This window comes from Streptomyces sp. NPDC050485 (assembly GCF_044458185.1).
Taxonomy (GTDB): Bacteria; Actinomycetota; Actinomycetes; order Streptomycetales; family Streptomycetaceae; genus Streptomyces.
Map to the genome: position 1 here is coordinate 310,471 of NZ_JBITHR010000005.1, position 15,386 is coordinate 325,856.

General features: G+C 71.8%; 15 protein-coding genes and 1 tRNA gene. 6 read left to right on the top strand and 10 right to left on the bottom strand.

Translation table 11 applies throughout. The annotated features are described in order from the left end of the window. Nucleotides 1-4: 4 nt before the first annotated feature. Complete coding sequence (locus tag ACIBK6_RS13220) at nucleotides 5-514, top strand: hypothetical protein (protein ID WP_399051290.1); 510 nt, start codon at nucleotides 5-7, stop codon at nucleotides 512-514. 144 nt (nucleotides 515-658) lie between these two features. Here ACIBK6_RS13220 and mshC read toward each other — a convergent pair whose 3' ends face one another. The 4 genes from mshC to ACIBK6_RS13240 all read right to left on the bottom strand — a co-directional run bounded on the left by mshC (nucleotide 659) and on the right by ACIBK6_RS13240 (nucleotide 4,246). Then, the gene (mshC, locus tag ACIBK6_RS13225) at nucleotides 659-1,888 is read right to left on the bottom strand and encodes a cysteine--1-D-myo-inosityl 2-amino-2-deoxy-alpha-D-glucopyranoside ligase (RefSeq protein ID WP_399051291.1); all 1,230 of its coding nucleotides are present in this window, start codon (nucleotides 1,886-1,888) and stop codon (nucleotides 659-661) included. Between the two features lie 227 nt (nucleotides 1,889-2,115). After that, nucleotides 2,116-2,937 (bottom strand): SCO1664 family protein, encoded by an 822-nt coding sequence (locus ACIBK6_RS13230; RefSeq protein WP_399051292.1) that lies wholly within the window; start codon nucleotides 2,935-2,937, stop codon nucleotides 2,116-2,118. Further along, nucleotides 2,901-3,491 carry a DUF3090 domain-containing protein gene (locus ACIBK6_RS13235; protein ID WP_344375820.1) on the bottom strand — a complete coding sequence of 197 codons (591 nt, stop codon included), beginning with the start codon at nucleotides 3,489-3,491 and terminating at the stop codon, nucleotides 2,901-2,903. Before ACIBK6_RS13235 ends, ACIBK6_RS13230 begins: the two co-directional genes overlap by 37 nt. 68 nt (nucleotides 3,492-3,559) lie before the next feature. Then, the gene (locus tag ACIBK6_RS13240) at nucleotides 3,560-4,246 is read right to left on the bottom strand and encodes a histidine phosphatase family protein (protein ID WP_399051293.1); all 687 of its coding nucleotides are present in this window, start codon (nucleotides 4,244-4,246) and stop codon (nucleotides 3,560-3,562) included. A 59-nt stretch (nucleotides 4,247-4,305) separates the two neighbouring features. Here ACIBK6_RS13240 and corA point away from each other — a divergent pair, with 59 nt between their 5' ends. Then, the gene (gene corA / locus ACIBK6_RS13245) at nucleotides 4,306-5,301 is read left to right on the top strand and encodes a magnesium/cobalt transporter CorA (protein WP_399051294.1); all 996 of its coding nucleotides are present in this window, start codon (nucleotides 4,306-4,308) and stop codon (nucleotides 5,299-5,301) included. Here the strand turns inward: corA and ACIBK6_RS13250 are convergent, their stop codons facing one another. Next, nucleotides 5,302-6,081 (bottom strand): ferritin-like domain-containing protein, encoded by a 780-nt coding sequence (locus ACIBK6_RS13250; RefSeq protein WP_399051295.1) that lies wholly within the window; start codon nucleotides 6,079-6,081, stop codon nucleotides 5,302-5,304. A 220-nt stretch (nucleotides 6,082-6,301) separates the two neighbouring features. After that, nucleotides 6,302-7,357, bottom strand: coding sequence for an LLM class F420-dependent oxidoreductase (locus ACIBK6_RS13255; protein WP_399051446.1), 1,056 nt, complete (start codon nucleotides 7,355-7,357; stop codon nucleotides 6,302-6,304). Nucleotides 7,358-7,514: 157 nt separating this feature from the next. On the opposite strand from ACIBK6_RS13255, the gene ACIBK6_RS13260 reads away from it, so the two are divergent. Beyond that, on the top strand, nucleotides 7,515-8,498 hold the full coding sequence (locus ACIBK6_RS13260) for an aldo/keto reductase (protein WP_399051296.1): 984 nt from the start codon (nucleotides 7,515-7,517) through the stop codon (nucleotides 8,496-8,498). Further along, nucleotides 8,495-10,834: a helix-hairpin-helix domain-containing protein gene (locus ACIBK6_RS13265; RefSeq protein WP_399051297.1), complete on the top strand. Its 2,340-nt coding sequence runs from the start codon at nucleotides 8,495-8,497 to the stop codon at nucleotides 10,832-10,834. The genes ACIBK6_RS13260 and ACIBK6_RS13265 overlap by 4 nt, the downstream gene beginning before the upstream one ends. 59 nt (nucleotides 10,835-10,893) lie before the next feature. Here the strand turns inward: ACIBK6_RS13265 and ACIBK6_RS13270 are convergent, their stop codons facing one another. Next, on the bottom strand, nucleotides 10,894-11,580 hold the full coding sequence (locus tag ACIBK6_RS13270; RefSeq protein ID WP_399051298.1) for a hypothetical protein: 687 nt from the start codon (nucleotides 11,578-11,580) through the stop codon (nucleotides 10,894-10,896). Nucleotides 11,581-11,627: 47 nt separating this feature from the next. On the opposite strand from ACIBK6_RS13270, the gene ACIBK6_RS13275 reads away from it, so the two are divergent. After that, complete coding sequence (locus tag ACIBK6_RS13275) at nucleotides 11,628-11,816, top strand: DUF5703 family protein (RefSeq protein WP_018535088.1); 189 nt, start codon at nucleotides 11,628-11,630, stop codon at nucleotides 11,814-11,816. Between the two features lie 88 nt (nucleotides 11,817-11,904). Here the strand turns inward: ACIBK6_RS13275 and ACIBK6_RS13280 are convergent, their stop codons facing one another. The 3 genes from ACIBK6_RS13280 to ACIBK6_RS13290 form a co-directional block, all read right to left on the bottom strand. After that, nucleotides 11,905-12,693: a chaplin family protein gene (locus ACIBK6_RS13280; RefSeq protein ID WP_399051299.1), complete on the bottom strand. Its 789-nt coding sequence runs from the start codon at nucleotides 12,691-12,693 to the stop codon at nucleotides 11,905-11,907. A gap of 138 nt (nucleotides 12,694-12,831) precedes the next feature. After that, a complete protein-coding gene (gene chpH / locus ACIBK6_RS13285; RefSeq protein ID WP_399051300.1) occupies nucleotides 12,832-13,065 on the bottom strand; it encodes a chaplin ChpH in 234 nt (77 codons plus the stop codon). Nucleotides 13,066-13,257: 192 nt separating this feature from the next. Then, nucleotides 13,258-14,589, bottom strand: coding sequence for a M20/M25/M40 family metallo-hydrolase (locus ACIBK6_RS13290; RefSeq protein WP_399051301.1), 1,332 nt, complete (start codon nucleotides 14,587-14,589; stop codon nucleotides 13,258-13,260). Between the two features lie 189 nt (nucleotides 14,590-14,778). Here ACIBK6_RS13290 and ACIBK6_RS13295 point away from each other — a divergent pair. Continuing rightward, a tRNA-Leu gene (locus ACIBK6_RS13295) sits at nucleotides 14,779-14,866 on the top strand. Nucleotides 14,867-15,386: the final 520 nt, after the last annotated feature.

The following is a 15,386-nucleotide window of genomic DNA, read 5'->3' on the forward strand; positions in this document are numbered from 1 at the left end:
CCGCATGAACACCACCCCGCAGATGAGCCAGCAGCACCAACAACAGCAGTACGGCCAGCAGCAGGGCCCCAGCACGTCCCCGCCGCAGGGCTTCGGCCAGCCCGGCATCGGCCCGTCGTACGGCCAGCAGGGCTACGGCCAGCAGCCCGTCGCGCCGCAGATCCAGCAGCAGCTCCAGCAGCTCGGCCAGCAGCAGCCCTACCAGCAGCTGCTCCAGCAGATGGGCGGCCAGAGCCCGCAGGGCATCGGCCAGCCGCTGGTGCTGCCGGCCGCGGTCAACAACCAGGCACTGGTCAGCGGCATCGCCACGAAGTTCTGGGACGTCGTGACCCCGCTGCCCGGCCAGCCGTCGATCCTGTACTTGTTCATCGACGGCAACTGGCGTCAGCTCGCCAACCCCAACCAGGTCACGCACGACGCGGTCCAGCAGGCCTTCGCCTTCGGGCAGCAGGTCATCGGGTTCTACGACACCACCAACAGCGTCATCCAGGCCATCGTGGTGAACAAGCAGTAGGGCCAACTCCCGCACAGAGGGCGCCGGATGGGGGCGGTCCCCATCCGGCGCCCGAGGCACGTCAAGGCCGGGTCCAGGAGTGCAACGGAGACCGCCCCTGGACCCGGGTGGGTCCAAGGGCGGTTGCGGAAAAGGCGGTTGGGGCTAGAGGGCCACACCCAGGAGCGCGTCGACGGTACGGGAGACCAGGCCCGGAGCACCCTCGTCGGTGCCGCCCTCGGCCTCCTGGCGCTCGGCCCAGCGGTCGACCGCGGCCAGGGCCGCGGGCGCGTCCAGGTCGCCCGCGAGAGCCTCCCGGACCTCCTCGACCAGTGCGTCCGCGGACGGGCCGTCGGGCCGCGACACGGCGGCCCGCCAGCGCCCGAGACGCTCGACGGCCTCCTGGAGCACCTGGTCGGTCCACTCCCAGTCGGCCCGGTAGTGGTGGGCGAGCAGCGTGAGGCGGATGGCGGCCGGGTCGGTGCCGTCGCGCCGCAGCTTCGACACGAACACCAGGTTGCCCTTGGACTTGGACATCTTCGCGCCGTCCAGGGCGACCATGCCCGCGTGCACGTACGCCTTGGCGAAGGGGTACTCGCCGGTCAGCGCCTGGGCGTGCGAGGCGCCCATCTCGTGGTGCGGGAAGATGAGGTCGGAGCCGCCGCCCTGCACGTCGAAGCCCATGCCGAGGTGGTCGAGCGCGATGGCGACGCACTCGATGTGCCAGCCGGGACGACCGCGCCCCAGCGATGCGCCGTCCCAGCTCGGCTCGCCCTCACGGGCGGCCATCCACAGCATCGGGTCGAGCGGGTTCTTCTTGCCGGGCCGCTCGGGGTCGCCGCCGCGCTCGGCGGACAGCGCCCGCATGGCCTGGGCGTCGTAGTGCGAGACGCCGCCGAAGTGCGGGTCGCTCTCGACGGAGAAGTAGATGTCCCCTTCGAGCTCGTACGCCGCTCCCGCGTCCCGCAGCCGTTCGACGAGCGGGACGATCCCGGGTATCGACTCGACCGCGCCGATGTAGTGCTGCGGCGGCAGCAGCCGCAGTGCGGTCATGTCCTCGCGGAACAGCGCGGTCTCGCTCTGCGCGAGCTCCACCCAGTCCTTGCCGTCGCGGATGGCTCGCTCCAGCAACGGATCATCCACGTCCGTCACGTTCTGGACATAGTGAACCTGCCGCTTGGTGTCGAGCCACACGCGCTGAACGAGGTCGAACGCGTTGTAGGTCGCCGCGTGACCCATGTGGGTCGCGTCGTACGGGGTGATCCCGCAGACGTAGATACGGGCGACGGGACCGGGGTCGAGGGATACCAGACCGCCGGTCGCGGTGTCATGGATCCGGAGGTCGCGGCCCTTGCCGGGCAGGGCGGGGACCTCAGAAGCGGGCCAGGCATACATGTCACGAGCGTAACCGGACGCAGCTTCCGGATACGAACCGGACCGGGTGGTTGGCTGAATCCACCCCCTTGCGCAGGGCGCCCTGGAAGTGCTGGGGCTCCGCACCCTGCCAGGGGCGCGGGGAACTGCGCGACCAGCCACGCACGATCCGCAGCCGACCCACGGCACACGTACCCCACCCTCCCCAGTCCGCCGGAGGCTTTCGGGAAGGGGCGGGGTGGGGAAGCTCAGACCGGCGGCCATGGAATGGCCGGCCACTCCCCCGAAGGGGCGGGATGGACCCCGGAGTCCAGGAGCGCCGCCACCCGCGCGCGCACCGCATCGAGTTCCGCCGCCGTGATCAGCCCACCCAGCCGCCCGGCAAGCGCCGCCCCTGGGCGAAGGGCCTCGGCCAGGCCCTTCAAGGCGCCCACCGCCTCCGAGGTGAGCGGCTCCCCCGCCCACCCCCACAGCAGCGTCCGCAACTTGTCGGCCACGTTGAAGGTGACCCCGTGATCGATCCCGTACAGCCGCCCGCCGGGCGCGGGCAGCAGGTGCCCGCCCTTGCGGTCGCCGTTGTTGATCACCGCGTCGAGCACCGCGAGCCGCCGCAGCCGCTCGTCGTCGGCGTGCACGAGCAGCGCGGTGCGCCCCTCGCCGACCTCGGCGAACCCGATCGCCTTCCAGCCCTCGCCCGGCTCCTCGCCCTCGACGAGCGCGAGCAGTCCGGAGTCTCCCTCGACGGGCTCGACCCACAGCTGCACCATGCCCTCGCCGTGCGGCCCGTCGCGCAGCACGGTGGGCGGCACCAGGTCCCATCCGGTCGCCAGGGACACCTCGTACGCCGCGACCTCGCGCTGGGCCAGCGTGCCGTCGGGGAAGTCCCACAGGGGCCGCTCACCGGCGACGGGCTTGTAGACGCACTCCGCGCTCTCGTCCCCGTACGCGACCGAGCAGTACAGCACCGCGTTGGACGCCTCGGGGATCCGTCCGAGGACGGTGAGTTCGCCCTTGGCGAGGAGCTCGACGGCGGTCAGGCTCCGCGACGGTATCCGTTCTGGCGCGGGCATACGTGTCCTTCCGGGTCGAGCGGCAGACTGCACAGCGGGCACGGCGGCCGGCCCGCGTTCACGACGTCCAGGGCCCGCTTGGCGAAGGCCCGGGCCTGGGCTCCGGTCAGCCGCACCCGCAGCATCGGCGGGCCGTTCTCCTCGTCCTGGAGCATCCGCTCCTCGGCCTCGGCGAGGTCGTCCTCGGTGTCCGCGTCGAGCTCGACCAGGGCCTGCGCCTCGATGATCATGCGCTGTTCGTCGCCGTCCCAGGCCAGCGCCATGGTGCCGACCCGGAACTCCTCCTCGACGGGTGAGTCGAGCGGCGCGGTGTCCGTGACGTCGGGCGGGGCCACGGCCGGCACAGGAGCGTTTCCCCCGGTCCTGCGCACGACCTCGTCGAGCAGCTCGTCGATGCGCTCGGCGAGCGCCGCGACCTGGGTCTTCTCCAGGGCGACGCTGGTGGTGCGGCTGCCCGCGGACGCCTGGAGGAAGAACGTACGGCGCCCGGGCAGCCCGACCGTGCCGGCCACGAAACGGTCCGGCGGGTCGTAGAAGAACACCTGACGGGACACGTTCTGGTCTCCCTAGTTCGGAGTTGGAGCAGCGGTTTTCGGCGCGTCCACCCTACTGCGCGCGGAGATCACGGTGCTCCCGCACCGCCACCGACCTCGGCCTGTTCCCCCGAGGTCGTCTCACGCGGGACGAGCGACGCTAGGTCGCCGGTGTCCCCGAGGCGCACCAGGAACGGCCGCAGCCGGGTGTAGCGGATCACGGTGAGGGAGCACGGTTCGACCGAGATGCGCTGAAAGAGGTCGAGATGCATGCCGAGGGCGTCCGCCACGATGGACTTGATGACGTCGCCGTGCGAACACATGGCGTAGACCGCGTCGGGGCCGTGCTCGGTCTCGATCCGCGCGTTCCAGTCCCGTACGGCCTCGACGGCCCGGTTCTGCATGGCGCGCATCGACTCGCCGCCGGGGAAGGCGGCGTTCGAGGGGTGCTGCTGCACGACCCCCATCAGCGGATCACCGGCGAGCTCGGAGAGTTTGCCGCCCGACCAGTCGCCGTAGTGGCACTCGCCTATCCGGTCCTCGGCGTGCAGCGGCACCTCGGGGCGGGCGTCGAGGAGCGGCCGCACGGTCTCCCGGCAGCGTTGCAGGGGGCTGGTGACGACGGCCGCGAGCGGCACCGCGGCCAGCCGGGCGGGCAGGGCGGCGGCCTGGGCGGCGCCGCGTTCGTCGAGGGCGACGCCCGGCGTCCAGCCGGCCAGCACCCCCGCCGTGTTGGCGGTGGAACGTCCGTGGCGTACGAGGATCAGCGTGGCCATACCCGCCAGCCTAGGCGCCCGGTGGACCGCGAGTGCGGGCGGCTCCCGATCAAGGGACAATGCCCGCAATGATCGTCGACTGCGCCATCTACCGCGAGGGCCGCCGCACCGCGGGTCCGAGGGACTTCTCGGACGCGCTCGCCCGGGCGCGCGCGGTCGGCGACAGCTTCCTCTGGGTGGGTCTCTACGAGCCGACGGAGCAGGAGTTCGACCTGGTCAGCAGCGAGTTCGGGCTGCACCCGCTGGCCGTGGAGGACGCCCTGAAGGCACACCAGCGGCCCAAGCTGGAGGTCTACGACGACTCGCTGTTCATGGTGCTCAAGCCGGTCGTGTACGAACCGCACGGCGACACCGTGTCCTCCGGGGAGCTGATGCTCTTCGTGGGCGACTGCTTCGTGGTGACGGTCCGGCACGGCGAGGGCGCGCCGCTCAAGGCGGTGCGGCGCCGGCTGGAGGCGGAGCCGGACCTGCTCAAGCACGGGCCCACCACGGTCCTGTACGCCGTGAGCGACGCGGTCGTCGACCACTACACGGACGTGGCGGCCGAGCTCCAGAACGACCTGGAGGAGCTGGAGGCGGAGATCTTCTCCCCGACGGGCGGCCGCGACGCGAAGAACACCGCCTCGCGCATCTACACCTTCAAGCGGCAGCTCCAGGAATTCCGCCGGGCGACCGGCCCGCTCGCGCAGCCCGTGCAGCGGCTCGCGAGTGCGGGCGTGCCGTTCGTGAACGCCAAGTCGCAGCCGTTCTTCCGCGATGTGAACGACCATCTGATGCGGACGAACGAGACGGTGGACGGCCTGGACCGGCTGCTCTCCGACATCCTCTCGGCCCACCTCGCCCAGGTGAGCGTCCGCCAGAACGACGACATGCGGAAGATCTCGGCGTGGGCGGCGATGGCCGCGGTCCCCACGATGGTGGCCGGCATCTACGGCATGAACTTCGACAACATGCCGGAACTGCACTGGAGTTGGGCCTATCCGGTGGTGATCCTGCTGATGGCACTGCTGGAGGTCACCCTGTACCGCCAGTTCAAGCGGCGGGGCTGGCTGTAGCTAGGCGTACTCAGGCGCGGGAGTCCCCAGCGCGTTGCGCCGTTCCGGCATGGAGAGGCTGACCATCCGCCGCCACCCGCCGAGCCGCTCGTACGCGTACACCGCGTGGATCACCGCCACAAGCACCGCCGCTCTGGGCCGCGGCCAGCCCAGGATCCGCCCCATGTGGGCCATCACGGCGAGGCTGACGTCGCGGTACACCCGGATCTCGGCGAGCGCGCACTCGCGCAGCACCCGCTGGATCGTGGGGCCGTGCCCGGCGCGGGCCAGGCGCAGCAACTCCTCGTGGCAGTAGGCGAGATGGTTGTCCTCGTCGGCGGAGATCATCCGCACCGCGCGCCCGATGCCGGGGTCGTCCCCGAAGTGCTTGCGCAGCAGGGCCATCTGCTCGGAGGCGCGCTGCTCGGTGACCCGGCTGTGGGCGAGGTAGACGATGACGTCCCGTTCGGTGAGCGGCTCCGCGCGTCTGAGCCGGCCGTGGCCCAGGCCGATGCCGTGCTGTTCGAGCAGCATCGTGTAGTCGGTGTCCCGCGGTACACCCACGGGGCTCAGCCCGCGCTGCTTCAGCAGCGCCTGGAAGATCCGCCCGTGCTTGTCCTCGTCGGCGCCGTGCCGGGCCACCTTGGGGGCGAGGGCGCGGCAGCCTTCAGGGAGGAGGGCGGCGATCCGGCCGTTCTCCCAGCCGCCCTGCGACTCCCCGCTGGCCGCGATGGAGCAGAAGAGCCGGAACGACTCGTCGTCGCCGAGGATCTCCTGGAACAGGCTCTTGGCCGAGAGCATCGCTGAACCTCCGGGGTGCGCCGCACGCGGACTGTGCGGAAACCGAGTCAAATGCGGCGGCCACGCAGCGGCAACAGGGGTCCTGCTCCACTGGGCCGAACGAAGGAATGTGCGGTGCCCGCCGCGCCGTAACCACCGGGCGCGGCGGGGCGTTGATAGGCGTGACGGCCGTGGCGGGGAAGACCCCCCGAGCCCCCACCACGGCCGCAGAGCCCCCCCTTTACGCGAGGCCCGCGTGCTCCAGCGCGTCCGTGCCCGCCCGCAGCGCGGCGAGCCGCTCGTCCAGCGTGAAGCCGGCCGGCGCCAGGGTCAGCGTGGTGACACCGGCGGCGGCGTACGCCCGCATCCGGTCGGCGATCCGCTCCACCGAGCCGAGCAGCGTGGTCGAGTCGATCAGCTGCTGCGGTACGGCGGCGGACGCACCCGCCTTGTCGCCGGAGAGGTACTTGTCCTGGATCTCGGCGGCCTCCTTCTCGTACCCCATGCGCTGCGCGAGCTGGTTGTAGAAGTTCTGCTTGCGGCTGCCCATGCCGCCGACGTACAGCGCGGTGTACGGGCGGAACATGTCGGCCAGCGCGGAGACGTCCGCGTCGGCGCCGAGCGCGATGGGCAGCGTCGGGCAGACGTCGAAGCCGTCCATGGTGAGGCCGGCCTTCTCGCGGCCCGTGCGGATGTGGGAGATCGCGGTGGCCTCGATGTGCTCGGCGGCCGGGAAGATCAGCAGTGCCCCGTCGGCGATCTCGCCGGTCTGCTCCAGGTTCTTCGGCCCGATCGCGGCGATGTAGAGCGGGATGTGCTCGCGCTGCGGGTGCACGGTCAGCTTGATGGGCTTGCCGGGGCCGCCGGGCAGCGGCAGCGTCCAGTGCTCGCCTTCGTAGGAGAGCCGCTCCCGCGTCATCGCCTTGCGTACGATCTCGACGTACTCCCGGGTGCGGGCCAGCGGCTTGTCGAACTTGACGCCGTACCAGCCCTCGGAGACCTGCGGTCCCGAGACGCCGAGGCCGAGGCGGAAGCGGCCGCCGGAGAGCGAGTCGAGGGTGGCGGCCGTCATCGCGGTCATGGCGGGCTGGCGGGCCGGGATCTGGAGGATCGCGGAGCCCACGTCGATGCGCTCGGTCTGGGCGGCGACCCAGGCGAGCACGGTCGGCGCGTCCGAGCCGTAGGCCTCGGCGGCCCAGCACACGTCGTAGCCGAGCCGGTCCGCTTCCTTGGCGACGGCGAGGTTGTCGCCGTCCATTCCCGCGCCCCAGTAGCCGAGGTTGATGCCGAGCCGCATGGCCGATCCCCTTACTCGTCTTGACTCGTACCCACGCGTCTTACTCATGAGTAATGTCCCTGTGCCCGGGACTCTAGCGCGCGGGGGCGCGCTGCGGCAGGCCGAGTTGTCCACAGGCTCTCTCCCCGTCGGCCTCTGGCCAGTAATCTCAGCGCCCATGGAGCAGAGGCATCTCGGCCGCACGGGCCTGCGCGTATCCCGGATCGGGCTCGGCACCCTCACCTGGGGCCGGGACGTCGGCGAGCAGGATGCCGCCGATCTCCTCAAGGCCTTCTGGGGTGCGGGCGGCACGCTCGTGGACACGGCTGACGTGTACGGCGGCGGGGAAGCCGAGTATCTGCTCGGGCAGCTGATGGAGCGGCTCGTGCCGCGCAGGGACCTGGTGATCGCGACCAAGGCGGGCAGCGTGCCCGACCGGGACCGCCGCTTCGACGGCTCGCGCGGCCATCTGCTCCATGCCCTCGACGCCTCACTCGAACGGCTGGGGACCGATTACGTCGACCTCTGGCAGGTGCACGCCTTCGACCGCGAGACTCCGCTGGAGGAGACCCTCCAGGCGCTGGACATCGCGGTCACCAGCGGGCGGGCACGGTACGCGGGGATCTCCAACTTCAGCGGCTGGCAGCTCGCCAAGGCCGGGACCTGGCAGCTCGCCGCGCCCGGCACGCGGACCCGGCTCGCCAGCACCCAGATGGAGTACTCGCTGCTCCAGCGCGGAGTGGAGCGCGAGGTCCTGCCGGCCGCCCTGGACCTGGGCATCGGCCTGCTGCCCTCGTCGCCGCTCGGGCGGGGGGTGCTCACCGGGAAGTACCGGCAGGGGACACCCGCGGACTCGCGGGGTGCGTCGGAAGGGCTCTCGGCGTTCGTCGCGCCCTATCTCGACGAGGCGGCGAGCCGGATCGTGGACGCCCTCGCGATAGCGGCGGACGGGCTCGCCGCGACACCCCTCCAGGTGGCGCTGGCATGGGTGAGGGACCGGCCGGGAGTGGTGGCGCCGATCGTCGGCGCGCGCAACGCGCACCAGCTCGCGGCCGCATTGTCAGTGGAGGCGCTTAGTCTTCCTGACGAGATCTGCCAGGCGCTGGACGATGTGTCGGCGCCCGTGCACCGCTATCCCGATCAGGACTGGAGCACGCTGTGACTGCGCTTCCCCAGGGCTCGGCCCCTGGATCCACGGCCGACGACACCGCCGAGGCGGAGATGGCGCCGGACCACTCCGTGTCGCCGGCTGCGGCCGCCGACACGGAGGCCGCGGGCGGCGACGAAACCGCTGTGGATGGCGCCGAATCCGAGACGCCGGACGAATCCGATGCCCCGGCCGAATCCGCGACGGCGGACGAGACGGCCGAGTCGACGCCGGACACGACGGAGGACGCGACGCCGGACGACACAGCGGACACGACGGCCGACTCGACGCTGGACGAAACAGCGGACGCGACACCGGACCCGACTGCCGACCCGACGCCGGACGCGACGGCCGACGCGGCAGCGCCCGAGGTCTCCGAGGCCGCGGCCGAGCTGGCCGCGCAGCGCGAACTGCGGGCCAGGATCGAGCAGCGCAAGGCGGAGAAGGAAGCGCCGATCGCGGCCGGCACCAAGCTGAGCGGGCCGGCCGCCGATCTCCTCGCGGCGGTACGGGCCGTGGAGAGCGGCGAGAAGTCGGGAGCCGCGTTCTTCGCGGGCCCGGCACCCGCCCCCCGCAAGCCCGCGCCCACCCCGGAAGCCGCTCCGGTACGCCCCCGGGCGCCCGAACCCGCGCAGCCGCCCGCCACTTCGGCCGAGGCGCTCGCCTCCGTACGTGACGTGCTGACCCGGGGTGGCGCGCCCGAGGCGCTGGCCGCCCAGGTCACCGGCGCACTCGGCGAGCAGGCGGCCGAGGTCCTCGGCACGGACCCCTGGCAGCTCCTCGCCGTGCCCGGGGTGCGGCCCGAGCAGGCCGACGGCTTCGCCAGGGCGCTGCTCGGCGCCGAGTGCCGTCCGGACGACGAGCGCAGGGGCGCCGCGCTGGTGGGCTGGATCCTGGAACAGGCGGCCCTGCAGGGGCACACGGCGCTGGCGGCCGACGCGGTGCGCAAGGCCCTCGCGGCGCGGTCCGTGCCCGATCCGGACGAAGCGGTGCAGCAGGCGATCGCCGAAGGCGTGGTGCTGGTCTTCCAGGACGGCGTCCCGGACGAGCCGGCGGCCTCGGAGGACGTGGACGGCGCCGAGGAAGCCGAGGAACCCGCTGAGCCGGTCGAGGTGCTGCTCGGCCTCGACCGCTGTGCACTGGCCGAGGAGAGCCTCGCCGACGGGCTCGCCCGGCTGCTCAACTCGCCGGTGCGGGACGACGGTTCGGCCTGGCCCGAGGGCGGCGAGCTGATCCGCGCGGTCGCGGACAGCGGCCTGGTGGCGCACACCGGCGGCGAGGCCGCGCGCGCCGAGTCGGCGGCCGTGGTGACGGCGGCCGCGGCGGCGGGTCTACGGGCCGCGGCCGCCGCGCACACGGCGGACGGACAGCGCCGCCTCGCCGAACTGACCGGCCCGCTGGCCGCGTTCACCGTCGCTGGACTGCTCTTCGGCGCGGGCCCCGGCCGGGACGCGGAGGGCGCGCTGGCCCTCGACGTCCTGGTGGTGCAGGACGCGCCGCAGCTCGACGTGGAGACCGCGGCCATGCTGGTGGAGTCGCTGCCCGACGGCTGCCGGCTGGTGCTGAGCGGGGACCCCGGGGTGCTCGGTTCCGCGGGCGCGGGCAGGGTCTTCGCCGACGTCCTGGCCGCCCGGGTCTGCCCGGTGGTCGCCTCGCGGCTGCCCGATCCGGGGCCGGTCGGCGAACTGGTCTCGGGCATCGGCATCGGCGAGCTGAACCAGGTCGAGGCACCCGGCAAGGAGGTCGTCATCGTCCCGGTGCGGGACGCGGGTGAGGCCGTGCACCGCAGCGTGCAGCTCCTCGCCGACTCGATCCCCCGGGCGATCGGCATCCCCGCCGAGCAGACCCAGGTCATCACGGTCGGCCACGGCGGCTCGGCGGGCACCCGCGCGCTGAACGCGGCCCTCAAGCAGCGCCTGAACCCGGGCCCCGGCCGATTCGGCGGTTTCGACCCGGCCGACCGGGTGGCGTACGTCCAGGCCCCCGGCCGGACGGTGACGGGCACGGTCGTGGGGGCGGACGCGGAAGGCCTGCGGCTCGACTGCGCCGGCACCCCCGTCCTGGTACCGAAGGAGCGGGTCGAGCCGGCGCTGCGGCACGGCTGGGCGCTGACCGCGCACCAGGCGGCCGGGATGCGCTGGCCCGCGGTGGTCGTGGTGCTGCCGGGCGACGCGGCGCAGGGGCTCAACCGGGCGTGGGTCTATACCGCGTTCGGCCGCGCCGAGCGGCATCTGTCCGTCGTCCACGGGGTGGACCAGGCGCTGCCCCGGGCCGTGGCGGAGATCCTCCCGGCGCCGCGCACCACCCGGCTCGCCCCGCTGCTGCACGGGCTCCTGAAGACCGCGGAGTAGCCGCACACGACGGAGGCCGCGCACCCCGCTCGTTCCCGGGGTGCGCGGCCTCCGTCATATCAGGGCGTCGGCGGGAGGTCGTCCCCGTCGTCCCCGTCGTCGAGGTCCTCCTCCAGCTCCTCCTCGTCGAAGACGGCGCTCACATCGAAGCGGCACACCACCCGCTGCGGATCGGCGTGATCGAACGGCGTGCTCAGCCACTCGCCCGGCTCCGGGAGCTCGTCGGCGGCCGACACCCACAGGGTGGAATCGCCCTCCTCCAGGCCGAACTCCTTGTGCCGGGAGGCGATTTCATCCGGTTCGTACTCGCCGAACAGCACGCCGAGCGCGGCGTGGACGCTGCTCCCGACGACCGCCGCGGTGCGCTCGGCGTCGTCCGTCTCGTCCGCTTCGGGGTCGAGATCGGCGATCCGCTGGGTCTGGGCGAGCAGCCGCTGGGGCTCGGCCACGGCGTAGTCGCGCCGGATGAGGACACTGAGGGCGTTCGGTTCCTCGGGGCCCGCGTAGGGCGGCAGGGAGTCGTCGGCGCCGGGGATCTCGAAGGGGGTGACCTCGTCGTACCGGTCGTAGAGCCGCTCGTCATAGGCCTCGGCCGCCGCCGCGAGCGCGTTGAACGCCTCGTACACGGCGGGATCGTCGTCCCCCGTGCGGCGTTCCACCGCATCGAGGTGACGGTCCAGCGCGGCTTTGACCGCCTCGGCGGCGGCACGTACCTCGGCAGCGGTGGGCTGCGCAGCATCAGACATAGAGCAGACGCTATCCGTACCGGGGCTCTGCCCGCACAATAGATGCGATGCCGGAATACGAATTTGTCGACGTGTACGTTCCGCGCGGAGTGTCCCGCAAGGAGGCTACGCGTCTGCTGACCGACCATGCCGAGTACGGACACTGGGAGTTGGACCGACTGAGTCTGCGCCGGGACGGCAGCCGCAGAGTGCGGCTGCGCAGGCGGATCATCCGCCAGGTGCGAGCCACGTGGTGACAGTGGCGAGCATGCGGCGAGAACGGAGCGGGCCCCGCAGCTGCGGGGCCCGCTCCGTCATGACCGCCGTACGCCACGGCTTCGGGGACTACTGCGCGGAACGTCCGCGGCGGTAGAGCACCGCTCCGCCGAGCAGCAGGCCCGCGGCGGCCGGGGCGGCGAAGCCCAGGCCTTCGGCGCCGGTGTGCGCCAGCGCGGCCGGGGCGTGCGCCGCGCTCGCGGTCTGGGTGACCGGGCCACCGGGCGCGGAGGGCGCGGCAGGCTGCACGGGCGTCGCGGGCTTGGCCGGCTGGTGCCCGATCGGGCTGACCGGGTTCTGCGGGATGCCGGGGTGCCCCGGCTGGCAGGGCGGCTGGTGCTGGCCCGGCTGCCCGGGGTGCTCGGGCTTGCCCGGGTGCTGGGGGTGACCGGGGTGCTGCGGGTGCCCGGGGTGGCCCGGGTGCTGCGGTCGGCCACCCTCGTCGTTCACGCAGTCGTTGCCGGACGCCGGATTGCCGACGCCCACGACGTTCACGCTGTTCCCGCAGGCGTTCACGGGCACGTCGATGGGCACCTGGATGGTGTTGCCGGAGCCCACACCGGGCGAGTTGCTGGTGTGGCCGCTTGCGGTGGCCCCGCCGCCGTGCCCCCCGCCGCCCTTGTTGGCGCAGTGGTTGGCGAACGCCGGGTTGAGCGCGCCGACCACGTTGACGGTGTTGCCGCAGGCGTTGACCGGCACGTGCACCGGTACCTGGACCGCGTTGCCGGACAGTACGCCCGGCGAGTTCGAGGCGCCGCCCTGCGCAGCCGAGTCGGCGTGCGCGGCGCCGCCGCTCATGGCGATGACGCCGGTCGCGGCCGCCATGGTGATCAGTCCCTTACGGGTGACCTGTCGCATAGATTCGTTCCCTGCCCTCTGCCTTCCGGAAAGCCCGGCTGCGCCGTTGCGCCCGGGCTGAAACGCCGGGCGGCCCCGGAGTGCATGGCGCGCACTCCGGGGCCGCCGGGCTCAGACCTCACGGGTTGAGGCGCAACGTCACTTGTTGACGCAGGTGTTGCCGAAGGCGGGGTTCAACAGCCCGATCACGGAGACCGTGTTGCCGCACACGTTCACCGGGACGTCGATGGGCGCCTGGATGACGTTGCCGGACACGACACCCGGGGAGTGCACAGCGGCACCCTGGGCACCCGAGTCGGCGACAGCCAGCCCCGCACCCGCGAGAACCAGACCACCAGTGACAGCCGCAGCAGCGACGACCTTCTTGATCATTACTTCCTCCTTGTTGGCATATGTGCGATCCCAGCCGCGGACCGCACACCCTGTAACGAGGAGAAAGTTATGGAGCTACGAGCATACGAGTTGATTCACTCTTTTCAGTCAAATACGCACGTTCAAACGATTATTGGAGGGTCGTTTCGCCGCGGCTCCGATACCCGGGAGTGCTCCCGGGGCGCACGGGGGTCACGAGGCGTCGATGAACCGGTCGAGGACCCGTACGCCGAACTTCAGGCCGTCGACGGGCACCCGCTCGTCCACGCCGTGGAACATCCCGGCGAAGTCCAGCTCCGGCGGCAGCTTCAGCGGCGCGAACCCGAAGCCCCGGATGCCGAGGTCGTCGAAGGACTTGGCGTCGGTGCCGGCCGAGAGCATGTACGGCACGGCGCGCGCGATCGGGTCCTCGGCCTGCAGCGCCGTCTGCATCGCGTCGACCAGCGCGCCGTCGAAGGTGGTCTCCAGCGCCTTGTCCGCGTGGACGTCCTCGCGCTTGACGCGCGGCCCGAGGATCCGGTCCAGATCGGCCAGGAACTCCTCCTCGTACCCCGGCAGGAACCGTCCGTCCACGTGCGCGGTGGCCTGGCCCGGGATGACGTTGACCTTGTAACCGGCGCCCAGCTGGGTCGGGTTGGCGGTGTTCTGGAGCGAGGCGCCGATGAGCTTGGCGATGCCGCCGAGCTTGGCGAGCGTCTCGTCCATGTTCTCCGGGTCGAGCTCGGTGCCGAGCGCGTCGCCGAGTTCGTCGAGGAAGTGCCGCAGCGTCTTGGTCACGCGCACCGGGAACTTGTGCCGGCCGAGCCGCGCCACGGCCTCGGACAGCTCGGTGATGGCGTTGTCCTTGTGGATCATCGAGCCGTGCCCGGCGGTGCCGTCCACGGTCAGCTTCATCCAGTGCATGCCCTTCTGGGCCGTCTCCACCAGGTAGAGCCGCAGGTTCTCGTTGACGGTGAAGGAGAACCCGCCGACCTCGCTGATCGCCTCGGTGACGCCCTCGAAGAGGTGGGGGTGCTTGTCCACGAGGAAGCGCGCCCCGTAGGTGCCGCCCGCCTCCTCGTCGGCGAGGAAGGCAAGCACGATGTCCCGCGGGGGCTTGCGGCCGCTGCGCAGCCGGTCCCGTACGACCGCGAGGGTCATCGCGTCCATGTCCTTCATGTCGACCGCGCCGCGGCCCCACACGCAGCCGTCGGCGATCTCACCGGCGAAGGGGTGGTGCGTCCAGTCGTCGGCGTTGGCCGGTACGACGTCGGTGTGGCCGTGGATGAGCAGCGCGGGACGCGACGGGTCCTCGCCCGCGATCCGGGCGACGGTGGAGGCCCGGCCCCGGTGCGATTCGAAGATCTGCGGTTCGAGGCCGACCTCGGCGAGCTTCTCCGCGACGTACTCGGCCGCCGCGCGCTCCCCCGGCCCGGAGTGGTCCCCGTAGTTGCTGGTGTCGATCCTGATCAGATCGCGGCAGAGGTCGACGACCTCGTCCTCACCGGTCACGCCGCCGGTCCGGGTCGTGCTCGACTCGCTCACGCTGCTTCCTCCCACTGTCGCTCCGTGTGGTCCGCCCCCCCCATCCTCCCCCGCGGCTGCCCGGCACCCAAGGGCAGCTTCCCGCCGACATCCGGTGTTCATGCAGGCCAGGGGGGTGATCGAGCACCCCGAGATGTTTGCTATTGTTTTCCACGTCGGAACGGGCACGGCCCGCGAGACAGACACCTTGTCCGGGTGGCGGAATGGCAGACGCGCTAGCTTGAGGTGCTAGTGCCCTTTATCGGGCGTGGGGGTTCAAGTCCCCCCTCGGACACCAGCGAGAACCCCAGTTGATCTGGGGTTTTCTGCGTTTCTGAGCAGCGGCGTGACCGACGATGCGTAACTCCTCGGGGAGCTTCAGGCGAGTGCGCAGGGTGCGCCATCGCGCCGAGACTTTCTCTGGGTCCTGCGGGCCCCGCCTTGCCCCGGTACAGCTTGAAGCCGTCCCGGGCGAACACAAGATCGTGATCCGTCCACGTCGCCCCAAGGCGTTCCCGCTCGGCGTCCCGGCGTTCCTTCTGCCACTTGAGGACGTTCATGACGGACTGGTCCCCGTAGATGGCGGCGTTGACGTCGCCGTCCTTGGTCAGCTTCCGCAGCCGGTAGGTGGTGCCTTCCTCGACCACGACCCACCCCAGTTCGGCGGGTATCAGCTTGGGCACGGCATCGCCGACAGCACCGGAGAGGATGTTGTGGACGTGCCGCACGCTCTTGGTACCCAGGGGTTGCCCTTGTTGGTGGGGCATGGGACGGTTTCCGGCATCCGGTGCGGGTCGTCCAATGTGTGTGAGAGATCG